Genomic DNA, 15,512 nt, shown 5'->3' with positions numbered 1-15,512 from the left:
TAACATTATTTTATGATTTTTGGAATCGACTAATTCAAAACTCAAAAAAATGAAAACAAAAAAAAGAGGAATCTTAGCACTCTTGTTAGTGTTTATTGTGCATCTGTCTTTTGCGCAACAAAAAACGATTTCAGGTACGGTAACAGATCAAGATGGATTACCATTACCAGGCGTTAACATTCTTGTTAAAGGAACAAAAACTGGAACGCAAACCGGATTTGATGGTGAATACACCATAGCCGGAAATGTTGGACAAGTATTAATCTACACATACCTTGGCCAAAAAGAAACAACAAGAACTATTGATGCTAAAAATTCAATAAATGTTCAAATGGAAGAAGATGCCGAAGCTCTGCAAGAGGTAGTAGTTACTGGTGTTGCAGGTGCAACAGATAAAAGAAAACTATCTGTAACAGTAGCATCAGTATCCGCAGAGGAACTAAAAAAGGTGCCTGCTGGTTCTGCCGCAAGTGCTTTACAAGGTAAAGTGTCTGGTATATCTGTTAATAATTTAGGTAGACCTGGACAAGGAGCTACAATTATATTAAGAGGTGCTGCCAATTTATACGGTTCACAATCTCCATTAGTTATCTTAGATGGTGTTTTTGTAGAAGGTGGTTTAGCCGATATAAATGTAGATGACATCGCTAGTTTTGAGATAGTAAAAGGTGCTTCAGCATCTTCACTATATGGATCAAGAGCAGGAAATGGTGTTATTGTAATTAGCTCAAAAAGAGGTAAAATAGGAAAGACAGAAGTTACTGTAAGAGCAGAAACTGGATTTTCTAAAATAACAAACTTAGTAGACACAAACCAATCGCACGGTTATGAACTTGCTTCTGACTGGCAAAACTTTCAAGGTCAATACACTAAATACGAAGGTGTAACCTACCCAAGCAACTATCAAAGTGTGTATGCCAACAACGGACCAACTGCTGTTCAAGGTTCCAGAATAGAGTCTGCAGATGGTTATTCTGATAATCCTTATGGTGTTTATAATGACTTTCAAGATTTATTCTTTAAGACAGGTATCAACAAAACCCTATACTCTTCTATTTCTTCTGGTGGAGAAAGAGCAAAAACATTTTTCTCTTTTGAAAACACTGACGCAGAAGGTATTTTAGCAGAAACAGAAGGGTACAAAAGAAGTAGCATTAGAGCGAATATAGATTACCAAGTTTTTGATTGGTTAACTTTTAAAGCTAGTAACAACTATATTAGAGTATCTGACTTTAGTCCGGGAGGTGGAGATGGTGTTTTTAGATCTATAACTAGATTAGCTCCTGATGCTAATTTAATAGCTAACAACCCTGATGGACAACCTTATTATTTTAAGCCAGATCCATGGGAATCTGAAATAGACAATCCACTTTATTCTCTATATTCAAGAGATGCAGAATCTAAACAACAACGTTTCTTAGGTGGTTACTTATTAAATTTTAAGTTAACAGATTGGTTAAATGCTGATGTTGAATATTCTTTTGAGAATAATACATATAGATTTAACAGAACAAATAAGTATGAAACTTACACTACATCTGGAGACGAAATAGGATTTGGATACAGTAAAGGTTCTTTAAATAAAAACAATTCTTTTGATCTTTCTCAAAAAGTACAAACAACTTTAAATTTTGCCAAAACTTTTGGAGACTTAGATGTTAAATCTAAATTAAGTTACCTAGCCGAAGATAGACATTACGAGTACTATTCTGTAACAGGAAATGACTTTAAGTTTAAAAACCTACCTTCTTTAGACAACTTTGACTCTGCTAATGTAAGTGCAAACTCTAATCAACAAGATGAAAGAGCACAAAATATGTTTGCAATTTTAGGTCTTGTATTTAAAGATAGATACATTGTAGATGGTTTATTCAGAAGAGATGGTTCTTCTTTATTTGGATCTGAAAATAGATGGAATAACTACTATAGAGTATCTGGAGCATATAGAATTTCTGAAGATATAAAAATTCCAGGGATACAAGAATTGAAAATAAATGCAGCAAGAGGTACTTCTGGCCAAAGACCTGGTTTTGATTGGCAGTATGAAGCTACAGCCTTAAACACAGGAGTTCTATCTTCTGCTAGAAGAGCTGGAAACCCATTCTTAAAACCATCTTTAACTACAGAGACCGAATACGGTTTAAACGCTGCCTTTTTAAATAGATTTAGATTAAGTGTAGCATACTCTAACCAAGTTGCTTCTGATCAATTTATGATTGTAAATTTATTTTCTCCAGCTAATGCAGGTAAGTCTAGCCAATGGCAAAATGTAGGTGATTTAGAATCTGACACATATGAATTGTCATTAAATTCTAAAATTATTGACAAGCAAAATGTTAAATGGAATGTTGGAGTTAACTTCACAAAATCTAGTGCTACAATCACAAAATTAAATGCGCCAGAACAAAAAGTTGGTCCAGATGATTTATTCTTGATAAAAGAAGGTGTAGAATTCGGAAGCATGTTTGGCAGAAAATTTGTAACAGATTTAAATACCATGGGAAGTCAATTACCAGATGGAGCAACAATCGCAGATTATTCGGTTAATAGTGATGGTGTTGTTGTAGAAACAGCATCTATAGGAACAACTAGTGAAGCTGCAATTATAGAAGTTGATTCGGATGGTGTAGCCGTAAACGAAAAAATAGGTAACCAAAATGCAGATTTTAGAGTTGGTATCACTTCTAATTTCAGCTACAAAAACTTTGATTTCTATATGCTCTGGGACTGGAAACAAGGTGGTGATGTATACAACAGAAACGGACAATGGAATACCATTAGCGAAAGAAATGTTATGGTAGACCAAGCTGGAAAAGCTGATAGTGAAAAGAAAACTAGAGTTTACTACGGTAGCCTTTATGATGTAAATCAAAATAATTCTTTCTGGGTTGAAGATGCATCTTATGTTAAACTAAGAGAAATTTCTTTAGCATACTCAATTCCTTCAAAAGTATTACAGAAAATTAATGGAAACTTCTTTAAAGAAGTAAAATTAAGTCTTATCGGAAGAAACATATTAACAATTTCTGATTACAAAGGTTGGGATCCTGAAGTATCTCAATATTCTGCAGATACTCAACAATACTTCGCAGTTGACTATGGTGTATATCCAAACCAGTCATCTTACTCTATGTCATTACAACTTAAATTTTAATAAGGTAAATATGAAACGTATAAACAAATATTTAATGGTAATGTTGGTATTGATCATTGCATCTTGCCAAGATTTTGAAACAGACTTAAACGCAACAAACTTTGAAAGTCCTAATGATGAAATATTAGGTTCTGACCCAGTTGCATTATTATCTACAGCAGGTAATATTATGAACAGTTGGTTTATAACAACTCACTCTACTTCCGGACCTGGTGCTGCATTTGCAACTATGGCCGATGTATCTACTTGTTCTTGGGGTAACTTTGGAATGAGAGATTTATCAAGTGAACCTAGACTTGCATTTAACAACACTAGTTCGTATGGTAACAACGTAACCAAAAGCTATTTTAATTCACTATATTCTTTACTTACAGATTCTAATACAATAGTAGCTGCTGTAGAAAATGGAACTGAATTTGATGATCCGCAAATGGTTTTAGCTATGGGTAAATTTGGACAGGCTTTATCTATTGGATATTTAGCATTAGTTTTTGATAAAGTATGGCTATATGACGCTGAAGGACCAATTGGTGAAGGTGATGGTTCTACTGATTATGAAACTGGAATGGCATATGCATTAGACAGATTAGATGAAGCTATTGCTATAGCTGACGCTAATAGTTTTACATTACCTGAATCTTGGATTCCAGGTTATACAGGTACATCTGAAAACTTATCAGAATTAATGAACTCTATTGGCGCAAGAATGTTAGTTAGTAACGTGCGTAATACGGCTCAAAAAACAAATATTACTTGGTCAAAAGTAATTCAATATGCAGACAACGGCATAACTAACGACTTTGAAATTTTAATGGATGATGTTGTTTGGTATGACTTAATTCCAAAAACCTATTTAGTATACCCAGGTTGGGCTAGACTAGATATGCGTATTGTAAATATGTTAGACCCTACACAACCAGATTACTGGACAGAAGATTTAGTTAGCGTTCCAGAATCTACTTCACCTATTGATGCCAGACTTAATTCTGATTTCGAATTTTTAGGTTCAAATAGCTTTAGACCAGAAAGAGGTAAATATCATTTTAGCAACTATCGTTATTCTAGATATGATGATTACATTACTGAATGGACAATTAATGTAACTGAATTCTCAAAAGCAGAATTAGATATGTACAAAGCAGAAGCTCTATTAATGACTAATGATGTTAGTGGTGCTGCTGCAATAGTTAATGCAGGAACAAGAATTACAAGAGGTGAATTACCTGCTGTAGCAGAAAACACTACAGATGTACAAGCTGCCATACACCATGAAAGGCTAGTTGAATTTAGTTTTACGAGTATGGGACTTGGTTTCTTTGAAATGAGAAAAGAAGATCAATTACAATCAGGAACACTTTTACACTTCCCTGTTCCAGGAGAAGCATTAGATGCAATACCTGCAGATTACTATACTTTTGGAGGAACATCCGGAGTAGCTGGTGAGGATTATTCTACTGGTGGCTGGAGATAATTTTTATATTTGAGTAGTATTAAAGTGCCTTTGAAGAAATTCGAAGGCATTTTTTTTATTAAAAAACCACTACTAAACCCCTAACAGAATTAACAAAAAACAATTAATAACTTAAGTATTTAACTAGTCTACCTAATCAAATTTAAAAATAAGAACAGAACAGATTAAGCTAAAAAGCAAATGTTATTATTTTAATGCACAAATGTACATTATAAATTATCGATTGATAACAGTGGCATTAAACCTACATTTATTTGTGGTATTTTATTACTGTTTTGTTAAAATAAATAGAAAATTAGTTTGCTTATTAACATAATTTTTTGATTTTTGATGTCGACTAATTCAAATACTACAAAAAAATGAAAACAAAACAAAGAGGAATCTTAACGCTACTGTTAGCGTTTATTGTGCATTTAACATTTGCACAACAAAAAACGATTTCTGGTATAGTTTCCGATCAAGACGGAATACCACTACCAGGAGTAAACATCCTAGTTAAAGGAACACAAACTGGAACACAGACAGGTTTTGATGGAGAGTATTCAATTTCTGCATCTAAAGGTCAAGTTTTATTGTTCACTTACTTAGGACAAAAATCAAGTTCTCGTACAATTGGTGATCAAAATACCATTAATGTACAATTGGAAGAAGATGCAGAAGCGCTGCAAGAAGTAGTAGTTACAGCTCTTGGTATATCTAGAGACAAAAAATCTCTTGGTTACTCAACACAAACAGTAACTGGCGAGGACATTACCGAAACAAGAACGTCTAACGCTCTTAACGCTATGTCGGGTAAGGTTGCGGGGGTACAAATATCTAACAACTCAGGTAACTTAGGAGGCTCTACAAGAATTGTATTAAGAGGACCAAGTTCTATAACACAAGAGAATAGACCTCTAATGGTTGTAGATGGTATTCCTTTGGATAACTCTAACTACAATAGTTCATCTACACAGTCAGGTGGTGGTGGCCGTGATTACGGAGATGCAGGTTTTGATATTAACCCTGATGATATTGAATCTTTAAACATACTTAAAGGGGGAGCTGCAGCTGCACTTTACGGATCTAGGGCAAGTAACGGTGTAATACTTATTACAACTAAATCTGGTAAAAAAGGAAAAGCTCAAATAACAATTAATTCTGGTGTTACTTTCCAACAAGTTAACATTTTACCTAAAATACAGAAACTATACGGTGGTGGTGCTGGTGACGCTAGTACTATTGGTCAAAGTGGATTTGGAACTACAACAATTAATGGAACTGAATACAACGTAGTAGATTATGGTACAGATGAAACATGGGGTCCAAAATTTGAAGGACAACAAGTATTACACTGGGATGCTTTTGATCCCGAGTTTTCTGATGATTATTTACAAACTCGTCCTTGGCTATCTCCATCTAATGATATTGATTCTTTCTGGAACACAGGAGTATCTTATAACAATGGAATTTCATTTTCTCAAGGAACAGAAAAGTCAACAGTTCGTTTAAGTGCAAATAAAACTAAAACAGAAGGTATTGTACCTAACTCAGAATTAACAAAAAGCTCTGTTAACTTTAATGCTACAAGTCAATTAACTGATAAATTAAAAGTAGAGGCTCTTGTTAATTTAACAGTAACTGAAGGTTTCAATAGACCTGCTTCTGGTTATACTGGATCAGGTGTCGTACAACAGTTATACCAATTTGGACAAGCATCTTTAGACTATGATCGCCTTAAAGATTACAAGAGAGGTGATGGTGTACAACGTCCATGGAACCGTATATCTGCAGAAGATGGTAGCGCTCGTTATTCTGATAATCCATACTGGACTTTATACGAAAACACAGCAGAAGATAAACGTACACGTTGGTACGGTAACATAGGTGCAACTTATAATATTACTGAAGAACTTTATGTTGTTGGTAAAATTTACGCAGATACTTATGACTTTAGGGTTAATGAGCGTAGAGTAATTGGATCACAAGATCAACCATTTTACTCTGAATCAGATAGGGATTTCCAAGAAGTTAATTATGAAGCTCGTTTACATTTTGACAAAAAATTTGCTGATAACAAATTTAGCATAAACTCTTTTATAGGAGCTAACAGAAGAGAAAATGAATTTCACAGGTTATCTGCGTCTACTTCTGGTGGTTTAGTTGTTCCAGGTCTTTTTACTATTAGTAACTCTGCAGACCCTGCTCAGCCAACAGAATATGATTCTGAAAAAAGAGTAAATAGTGTTTACGGTTCGGTTTCTTTAGGTTATGACAATTTCGCATACCTTACAGTTGTTGGTCGTAGCGATTGGTCTTCTACTCTTCCTGAAAATAACAATTCTTTCTTTTACCCTGGTGTAAATGGTAGTATTGTATTCTCTAATCTGTTTAAAGCAGATTGGTTATCTTTTGGTAAAATACGTGGTGGTTATGCAGAGGTAGGTAGTGATACTGATCCTTACCAATTAGCTACTACCTTTGGCGCTCAAATTCCATTTTTAGGAGATGTTCCATTTAGTACTAGTAACACAAGTCAAAACCCTAACTTACGTCCAGAACTAAAACAATCGTATGAAGTTGGTTTAGAAATGGCATTTTTACAGAATCGTATAAGTTTTGATCTTACATATTACAACGAAGAAACTAGCGATCTAATTACGCCAGTAACAATAGATCCTTCTTCTGGTTATAATTCAACATTTACAAATGCAGGAGTTTTAAGAAACAGAGGTGTTGAAGCTTTAGTTAATATTACTCCTATACAAACAGATGATTTCTCTTGGGATTTCACTTGGAATTTCTCTAAAAATAATAATGAGTTACTAGAAATTATAGATGGTGTAGAATCTCTTCAAATAGCTTCATTTCCATTTAACTCTGTAACCATTAATGCTGTTGTAGGAGAATCTTACGGAGTTATTAGAGGTACTAATTTTGTATTTGATGATCAAGGTAACAAAGTTGTAAATGCTAATGGTAGCTACGCAGAAACTCAAAATGTTGAAAATTTAGGATCTATACTTCCTGATTACAATATGGGCTTTAAAAATACATTACGTTACAAGAACCTTAGCTTAGGCTTTTTAATTGATGTGCAAAAAGGTGGTAAATACAGATCTTTAACAAATATATGGGGTAATTACTCTGGTATACTTGAACAAACAGCTACGAACAACAAAAGAGAAGTTGGTACTGTTTTAGATGGTGTTACAGGAACTGTTACATACGATGCTGATGGAAACTATACTGTTACGGGTACAGCCCCTAACACTCAAGTAATATCTGCACAACAAGAAGGTACGGATTATTTCTTTGGAAATGATGCAGCCAACGTATTTGATGCTGACTACATTAAACTAAGAGAAATTAGTCTTAGCTATAAATTACCGTCAACTTTATTAAAAAACTCAGGTATATCTAGTATTAACATATCTGGTTTCGCAAGAAACTTAGGAGTATGGGGACTAGATAATGACAACTTTGACCCAGAAGTAGCTACATCAGGAAGTGGAAATATTCAAGGTTCTGAAGGTGGATCACTTCCTTCTACTAGAAGTTATGGATTAAACTTACAATTAAAATTCTAAGAAAAATGAAAAATAAACTTATACTATTATTAGTACTTGTTATTGCGACTACTTTTAATTCTTGTGATAAAGATTTAGCTGAAATTAACGCAAATCCAAACAATCCTGAAGTAGTACCTACTAACAATATTTTCGCTAGTGCTACGAAACAATTTACTGATTTCTCAAGAGATGCTTTTAACGAAGGTCGTTTAACGCTTCCATGGGTTCAGTATTGGGGACAAACAGCTTATGCAGATGAAGACAGGTATCTTTACCGTGAAACTTCTGCTGAGTCTATTTACCGTAACACGTACCTTGTAGCTACAGATTTTAAAGCTATACTAGATCAAAATACAAACGAAGAATCACGTGGACTTGCTGCTGCTTATGGCGATAACGATAATCAAATTGCCGCATCTCGTATTATGTTATCTTATATGTTCTATGAATTAACTAATTTCTTTGGAGATGTTCCTTATTACTCATATGGATCTGACAATGAGACTTTTCAAGCTTTAAATCTTGATTTAACTCCTACTCCAGTATTTGCTGCTCAAGAAGATATTTATGCAGATATACTTAAAGAATTAAGAGAATCAGCAGATATGATAAATGTAGGTTCTGCCTCTTTTGTAAGCGGTGACAATGTATTTGGAGGAGATGCAGAAAAATGGAAAAAATTCGCAAACTCACTTATTTTAAGAGTTGCAACTACAATTAAAGATGTAGATGCAACAACTTATCAATCTGCTTTTGATGCTGCTATTGCTAGTGGTGTTATGACATCTAATGACGATAATGCTTCACAAGCATACGAAGCTGCGGATGCAAACTCTTCACCTCTTTGGGGGGCTTTTATTTCAAGAACAGATTTTGCTGTAGCTGCGCCCTTTGTTGAATTATTAAAAGGTGAAAGAGGTAATTTTAATCCAGATCCTCGTTTATTCAAGATGGCTGTGCCAATATCTGTTGGTATTAGTGAAGTAAAGTCAGGAACTGCGGTTGTAACGGAAGATTATGATGATTATTTAGGTGTTCCTTATGCTTTTAGAAATACAAATTTCTTGAGAAACATAGCATACTCGTACCCAAGTAGTAATGTATTAAAACCTGATTACCGCGAAGTTTTTATGGAATATGCAGAAGTTGAATTTTTAATTTCTGAACGTAATAATTGGTCACAAGCGAACTACGAAAATGGAGTTACTGCTAGTATGGAAAAGTGGGGAGTAGATCCAGCAGATGTTACTGCATTTGTATCTGGTCTTCCTGCTGCAAACCAAGCCAATGTGTTAAATCAAAAATATATTGCTCTATATATGCAAGCACACCAAGCTTATACAGAATATAGAAGAACTGGTTTTCCTAACACATTAGTAAAACCTAATGACGTGATATCTTTACCGCAAACACAAGTGGATGAACAAAATACAGATACACCTTTAACTAGCTACACATTTGAGCCAGGTCCAGTTGATCCTTCTGTAAATGACTTACCTTTCCGTTTAAGGTATCCACAAATATTACAAACTCTTAATGGAGCAAACAGAGCTGCTGCAGCTTCTGATCTTTCTAATGGAGATTTAATTACAAGTAAATTATTCTGGGATTTAAACTAAGTTCTAGTTTTAAGACTAAATAATTATTTAATATTTAAACCTGCGGAGATTTCCGCAGGTTTTTTTTATACCTTTGCCAAATGGAAAAAACTACCCAAATTTATGGTATTAGAGCAATTATAGAAGCTATTAATGCTAATGAAGCTCTAGATAAAATTTTTGTTCAAAAAGGATTAAAAGGTGATCTTTTTAAGGAACTTGAAAATTTAGCCAGAAAAAAAGGAATTAATATTTCTTATGTTCCTGTAGAAAAATTAAACAGGTTAACAAGAAGTAATCACCAAGGTGTAGTTGCCAACATATCTCCTATTACATTTTATAATTTTGAAGAATTAGTAGAAAGTGTAATTGCTGCAAAAGAAAAACCATTGTTCTTATTACTAGATCAATTATCTGATGTTCGTAATTTTGGTGCAATAATTAGAACTGCAGAATGCACTGGTGTAGATGGTATTATTATTCAGAAAAAAGGAGCTGCTCCTGTAACTGCCGATACAATTAAAACATCTGCTGGAGCTGCATTTAAAGTTCCAATTGCTAAAGTAAATCACTTAAAAGATGCTGTACATTATCTACAAGCATCTGGAATAAAAATTATTGCTGCATCAGAAAAAACAACCGATACTATTTATGATGTTTCTTTTAAAGAATCTTGTGCTATTATTATGGGTTCTGAAGATATTGGTATTTCTCCATCAATCTTAAAGGCAGCAGACCATACCGCTAAATTACCTTTGTTAGGTGATATAGAATCTCTAAATGTATCTGTAGCTTGTGGTGTGTTCTTATACGAAGCTGTTAGACAAAGATTAGGATAAGCTCTACTCTTCCTCTGCTTTTTTATAATGATAAGTGTAGGTTACACCTATTGTAGTATTGGTATCTAAATCAGGATCTTCTTCTGGTTTAGATTCAATAAAATTACCGTTTTCATCAAAATGACTTAAAAACTCATCTGCTTCTTCATTATAATTATCTTCTTCCCAAGCAAACTTCTTAGGTTTAGGTATATCTGCTTTTAAAAAATAAGCAAAAAATAATCCTGTAAGAAATCCGCCTAAATGTCCTTCCCAAGAAATTCCGTCTTTTATAGGGAGAATGTACCAAAGCATACTACCATAAACAAACACAACAAATAAAGATAAAGCTATTAGTCTGTAGTGTTTAGCAAATACACCTTTAAAAAAAATAAAACTTGCTAATAAGTATATTACACCACTAACGCCAATATGGTAAGATGGTCTACCTATTAACCACGTAATTAAACCTGACAAAAGCGTACCATAAAATAGCACTTTAAAAGCTACTGGTTTATAGAAGTAAAATAATGCTGTACTTAAAACGGCCAGTGGTAAAGTGTTACTGTATAAATGTTTCAAAGAACCATGTATAAAAGGGCTAAACAAAATTCCTTTTAAACCACTTAAAGTTCTAGGATACACTCCATAATTATTAAAATTAACTTTGAATTGCAGTTCTACCCAATAGACTGTCCAAATACTAAGCACCGCAATTATTGGAACAAGCAGTACAGAATATGAAAATTTAAAGTAATTATTGTTTACCATTAACACTAATTTACTATAATAACGCAATGATTTAGCCAAAAAACACAAATCTGCTAAATTGTCATTTAGATTATTTTTATTTTTACATTATGAACGAGCCTTTAGCAGAAAGAGTAAGACCAAAATCATTGTCAGAATATGTGAGTCAGACGCACCTAGTTGGTGAGAATGGCACACTAACGCACCAAATAAAAAGAGGAATACTGCCTTCTTTAATTCTTTGGGGACCTCCTGGCACCGGTAAAACAACTTTAGCTACCATTATTGCAAATGAAATAGATAGGCCGTTTTACACGCTTAGTGCAATTAGTAGTGGTGTTAAAGATGTTAGGGAAGTTATTGAGAAAGCTAAAAAAGGTGGCGGACTATTCACTACTAAAAATCCTATTTTATTTATAGATGAGATTCATAGGTTTAGTAAATCTCAGCAAGATTCTTTATTAGCAGCTGTAGAAAAAGGATGGGTTACTTTAATTGGCGCAACTACAGAAAACCCAAGCTTTGAGGTAATTCCTGCACTTTTAAGCAGGTGCCAAGTTTATATACTAAAACCTTTTGATAAGCATGATCTAGTTACATTATTAGAGCGCGCAATTAGGCAAGATACACAGCTACAAAAGAAAAACATAGAACTTAAAGAAACTGAAGCTCTACTTAGACTTTCTGGTGGTGATGGCAGAAAATTACTAAATATTTTTGAGCTCGTAATAAACTCTGAAAATACAGATGATGTTGTAATTACAGATGAATTAGTCCTTAGTAAAGTACAAAGAAATACTGTTTTGTATGACAAAACTGGTGAACAACATTACGATATTGTATCTGCTTTTATAAAATCTATTCGTGGTAGCGATCCTAACGGAGCCGTATACTGGTTAGCACGTATGATAGAAGGTGGCGAGGATGTAAAATTTATTGCACGTAGAATGCTTATTGCTGCATCGGAAGATATTGGTAATGCCAACCCAACTGCTTTGGTTATGGCTAACACTACTTTCCAAGCGGTTACAACAATTGGTTATCCTGAAGCTCGTATAATACTAAGTCAATGTGCAATTTACCTAGCTACCTCAGCAAAAAGCAATGCTAGCTATGCTGCCATAGGAAAAGCACAACAAGTTGTAAAACAAACGGGAGATTTATCTGTACCGCTAGCTTTACGTAATGCACCAACTAAGCTAATGAAAGATATAGGTTACGGTAAAGACTACCAATATGCACATAACTATGAAAATAATTTTGTTGCAGCAGAATTTTTACCAGATGAATTATCTGGTACATCTTTTTATGTACCAGGAAATAACAGCAGAGAAAGAACCATTAAAGAGTTCTTAAAAAACAGATGGAAAGACAAGTATGAACTTTAGAATTTAATCTCCAATTCTTTTGACATTAATTTATCTCCTTGGTAATATTCAAAGAACCATTTACCTGTTTTATTTATAACAACACCATTTAGTGTATTGTTTGTTGCTATATAATAATCTTGAACTGTAGTTTTGTATATTTTGTATTCAATTTTAGGAGTACTATCTACCAACTGAAAACCATTTGGAATTTCTTGCGCATATAACACATCCGTAGCAATAACAACCTCAGCTTTCGCTGTACTACTCACTTGTACTTGTTTTTCTTCTGAAGCAGAAACTATTTCTTTCTCTTCAACCTTTTTAACATCGTTCTTAAAACTTACAACAACAGGAGCTGAGTTTTGCTTTTCTTCTTCTTTTGGTTGATAGCTGTAACTTATAGTGTCAAAAGATTTAAAAGCATTTCTAATTGCTTCGCTATACGATTTTTGATACTCTTTTTGCTTGCTTTTAGCTACTGCTGTCTCAAAAATCTGATCCGAATTACAATCTTTTAATAACAAACCAGCCTTTGTTGTAAACATACTAGACTCGTCTTTTAGATCTACTAACAAGCCTAAACACCTGTTAGATTTTAAGTCTTGTGGCAAGTCATCATCGTATACAACTGTATATCCCTTTTTAGTAAATAAAAATTTAATTAAAGCACTTGTTCTATATTGATCTGCCTCTTTAAATGAATTAAACTTTTTAGGTACAATAATATATTTGTACCCATTAAAATTTTGTGCAGAAAGGAAAAACGAGCACATAAAAATTGCACTGAAAAGAAACTTTTTCATAAGACTAACTTAATTTTTGCCCCAAGATATAACATTAATTCCTAACTGAAAAGAGGCATACTGAGAAGCTGCTAAGTTTTTATAGCCAATTAAATTATCTGCCATAGCGTAAATATTTACAGGCCCGATGTTTAAATTAGCACCAAGCCCAACATTAGTAGCCGAAAATTTATCTACAGTATATGTTGTTTTTAAACTTAATGTTTTACCAAAGTTTCTTTGATAAAATGCGGTAACTGCTGTTTGTGGTCCACGTGGTCTGTTAATTACATAAAGCTGTCCGCCAACTGCATTGGGGAACCCTAAACTACCTTTACTTCCACCTGCCTTACAATCGCAATCTCGCATACTTCTATTTTGCTCTCCAAAATTATAACGTATAGATCCATACAGTTTTGTTGGTCTAAAAGTAATATACGATTTGTTATTTTCTTCGTAAGGTATAAGTACATCTACATCATCTATTAAATTCTGCCAAAAATCTTGAGACGGATCTACTAGTGCATCTGGTAAAATTACCTGAACACCTTCTATTGTTGCTTGTCCTTTTAGGGTATAATTTTTAACGTCTTTAGAGTGCGATATAAAGCCTAAATCCAAAATACTCCCTGTTATAGTTGTATTTCTATTTAGTTGATAAGTAAACCCTACATCTACTCCCACCCCTAAATCACCACCTAACATACCTCTTTTAGCTAACAAACTACCAACACCTGTACCATCATCATTAGCATCTTTTATGCTGTTTAATCCAGAGGTTTGCAACTCCATATCTGCAACCAAAGTAGATGCTAATAAATTATTTTCTCCCGGTGTCGTTACAAAATACCCTTTATTTTTTGTAGATCTAAATGAAAAAATACTTGAATACAATTTAGCTCTTGCTCCTACTATAAGTTTACGGTCTATTCGCTTATTTATACCAAAATGAAAAACGTTAACCATTTCTCCTCTTGTATTAAGGTGAGACAAATTAAACCTTTGATTAAGTCTATTTGCATTACCTTCAAAACCTAGAATAGCATAATCTTTAAACCAATACCCTATGGCATCACCTTCTGTATAAATACCAAAGGAGTAAAAATTATCCGGATTCTTTTTACTTCTGAATCCAACATTTAATATTTCTACCTGAAATGAACCACTAAGTTCATCCGAAGGTTTCATACCGTAAAGAGCACGCTCTCTAATTTTATCGTTTATATCTAAGCCATCGTTAGCAAAAAAGTCGTTTACTGATGCTCCGCTAGAACCTGCCTGAAATGATATTCCAGAAAGTAAAGGCACACCAACATACATTCCTAAGCCTGTTTCCATACCAGGGTTTAAAAGAATAGCTTGTGGCACCTCTTTAAAATCGTACATAAGTTGCTTATTCTGTGCATAACCTAAAAACGTACACACAAAAAGTAGTACTATAAAATACCTATTTATCATCTTACACTAATTTTAAAATTAGCACTTGACCTAAAAATTAGTTTGGGATTTGCTTGACTAGAAATACTTGTATCATCTCCAAGGTTCTGTGCAGAAAGGCGCAGTGCAGACGTGTTTCTAATAATATCTAAAGACCTAGCACTAGTGCCACCGTAAAACACTTCTACATCTGTAGTATTTACAGCTTCTGCTCCTATATTTAGAGTTGTAGTATCTAGTACATTACCACCATCATCTATTAACTCTATAGTTACTATTACGGGTTTACTTGTTGTATTTTCTAGTTGATAAAAAATTGACCCTTCGATAACTTTATCTGAAAAATACTCAGCTCTAAAGGCCTCAAAATTAAAATCGTTTGTATAAAACCCTGTAGGATCGGGGTTGCTGTTTATTACATCTTCTGTAGTCTCAAAATAAAATATACTGGCTTGAAAAGTAGGTTCTATTACAATATCATCTGTCTGACCAAAGTCTTGTTCTTCTATACAAGAAACTAGAGTTAAACATAGAAATAGAACACTAAATAAATAGTGGGGGATCTTCATTATCAAATGGTT

At 33.7% G+C, this 15,512-nt stretch carries 10 protein-coding genes; 6 read left to right on the top strand and 4 right to left on the bottom strand.

Going from position 1 to position 15,512, the window contains the following annotated elements; all coding sequences use genetic code 11:
• Positions 1-49: 49 nt before the first annotated feature.
• The 5 genes from M4I21_RS04575 to rlmB all read left to right on the top strand — a co-directional run bounded on the left by M4I21_RS04575 (position 50) and on the right by rlmB (position 10,613).
• Positions 50-3,154, top strand: coding sequence for a SusC/RagA family TonB-linked outer membrane protein (locus tag M4I21_RS04575; protein ID WP_249557951.1), 3,105 nt, complete (start codon positions 50-52; stop codon positions 3,152-3,154).
• Positions 3,155-3,164: 10 nt separating this feature from the next.
• Complete coding sequence (locus tag M4I21_RS04570; protein WP_249557950.1) at positions 3,165-4,625, top strand: RagB/SusD family nutrient uptake outer membrane protein; 1,461 nt, start codon at positions 3,165-3,167, stop codon at positions 4,623-4,625.
• Between the two features lie 359 nt (positions 4,626-4,984).
• A complete protein-coding gene (locus M4I21_RS04565; RefSeq protein ID WP_249557949.1) occupies positions 4,985-8,194 on the top strand; it encodes a SusC/RagA family TonB-linked outer membrane protein in 3,210 nt (1,069 codons plus the stop codon).
• Between the two features lie 5 nt (positions 8,195-8,199).
• On the top strand, positions 8,200-9,795 hold the full coding sequence (locus M4I21_RS04560) for a SusD/RagB family nutrient-binding outer membrane lipoprotein (protein ID WP_249557948.1): 1,596 nt from the start codon (positions 8,200-8,202) through the stop codon (positions 9,793-9,795).
• Positions 9,796-9,875: 80 nt separating this feature from the next.
• The gene (rlmB, locus tag M4I21_RS04555) at positions 9,876-10,613 is read left to right on the top strand and encodes a 23S rRNA (guanosine(2251)-2'-O)-methyltransferase RlmB (protein WP_249557947.1); all 738 of its coding nucleotides are present in this window, start codon (positions 9,876-9,878) and stop codon (positions 10,611-10,613) included.
• 3 nt (positions 10,614-10,616) lie between these two features.
• On the opposite strand, the gene M4I21_RS04550 is transcribed toward rlmB, so the two are convergent.
• The gene (locus M4I21_RS04550; RefSeq protein WP_249557946.1) at positions 10,617-11,363 is read right to left on the bottom strand and encodes a rhomboid family intramembrane serine protease; all 747 of its coding nucleotides are present in this window, start codon (positions 11,361-11,363) and stop codon (positions 10,617-10,619) included.
• Positions 11,364-11,452: 89 nt separating this feature from the next.
• On the opposite strand from M4I21_RS04550, the gene M4I21_RS04545 reads away from it, so the two are divergent.
• Positions 11,453-12,730 (top strand): replication-associated recombination protein A, encoded by a 1,278-nt coding sequence (locus M4I21_RS04545; protein WP_249557945.1) that lies wholly within the window; start codon positions 11,453-11,455, stop codon positions 12,728-12,730.
• Here the strand turns inward: M4I21_RS04545 and M4I21_RS04540 are convergent.
• From M4I21_RS04540 to M4I21_RS04530, 3 genes are read right to left on the bottom strand one after another with little or no spacing between them, the layout of a single operon-like run.
• Positions 12,727-13,515 (bottom strand): hypothetical protein, encoded by a 789-nt coding sequence (locus M4I21_RS04540; protein WP_249557944.1) that lies wholly within the window; start codon positions 13,513-13,515, stop codon positions 12,727-12,729. The genes M4I21_RS04545 and M4I21_RS04540 overlap by 4 nt on opposite strands.
• Positions 13,516-13,524: 9 nt before the next feature.
• A complete protein-coding gene (locus M4I21_RS04535) occupies positions 13,525-14,952 on the bottom strand; it encodes a DUF5723 family protein (protein ID WP_249557943.1) in 1,428 nt (475 codons plus the stop codon).
• Positions 14,949-15,500: a hypothetical protein gene (locus M4I21_RS04530; protein WP_249557942.1), complete on the bottom strand. Its 552-nt coding sequence runs from the start codon at positions 15,498-15,500 to the stop codon at positions 14,949-14,951. The genes M4I21_RS04535 and M4I21_RS04530 overlap by 4 nt, the downstream gene beginning before the upstream one ends.
• Positions 15,501-15,512: the final 12 nt, after the last annotated feature.

Origin of the sequence: Cellulophaga sp. 20_2_10, from assembly GCF_023476645.1 — a bacterium.
Lineage (GTDB): Bacteria > Bacteroidota > Bacteroidia > Flavobacteriales > Flavobacteriaceae > Cellulophaga.
Note: the sequence above shows the minus strand (reverse complement) of the source record. Positions and strands in the feature narration are given on the sequence as shown.

Bases quoted from the DNA above. Each gene is read 5' to 3' on its own strand.
- M4I21_RS04575 (WP_249557951.1), top strand. From the start codon at position 50: ATGAAAACAAAAAAAAGAGGAATCTTAGCACTCTTGTTAGTGTTTATT.
- M4I21_RS04570 (WP_249557950.1), top strand. From the start codon at position 3,165: ATGAAACGTATAAACAAATATTTAATGGTAATGTTGGTATTGATCATT.
- M4I21_RS04565 (WP_249557949.1), top strand. From the start codon at position 4,985: ATGAAAACAAAACAAAGAGGAATCTTAACGCTACTGTTAGCGTTTATT.
- M4I21_RS04560 (WP_249557948.1), top strand. From the start codon at position 8,200: ATGAAAAATAAACTTATACTATTATTAGTACTTGTTATTGCGACTACT.
- rlmB (WP_249557947.1), top strand. From the start codon at position 9,876: ATGGAAAAAACTACCCAAATTTATGGTATTAGAGCAATTATAGAAGCT.
- M4I21_RS04550 (WP_249557946.1), bottom strand. From the start codon at position 11,363: ATGGTAAACAATAATTACTTTAAATTTTCATATTCTGTACTGCTTGTT.
- M4I21_RS04545 (WP_249557945.1), top strand. From the start codon at position 11,453: ATGAACGAGCCTTTAGCAGAAAGAGTAAGACCAAAATCATTGTCAGAA.
- M4I21_RS04540 (WP_249557944.1), bottom strand. From the start codon at position 13,515: ATGAAAAAGTTTCTTTTCAGTGCAATTTTTATGTGCTCGTTTTTCCTT.
- M4I21_RS04535 (WP_249557943.1), bottom strand. From the start codon at position 14,952: ATGATAAATAGGTATTTTATAGTACTACTTTTTGTGTGTACGTTTTTA.
- M4I21_RS04530 (WP_249557942.1), bottom strand. From the start codon at position 15,500: ATGAAGATCCCCCACTATTTATTTAGTGTTCTATTTCTATGTTTAACT.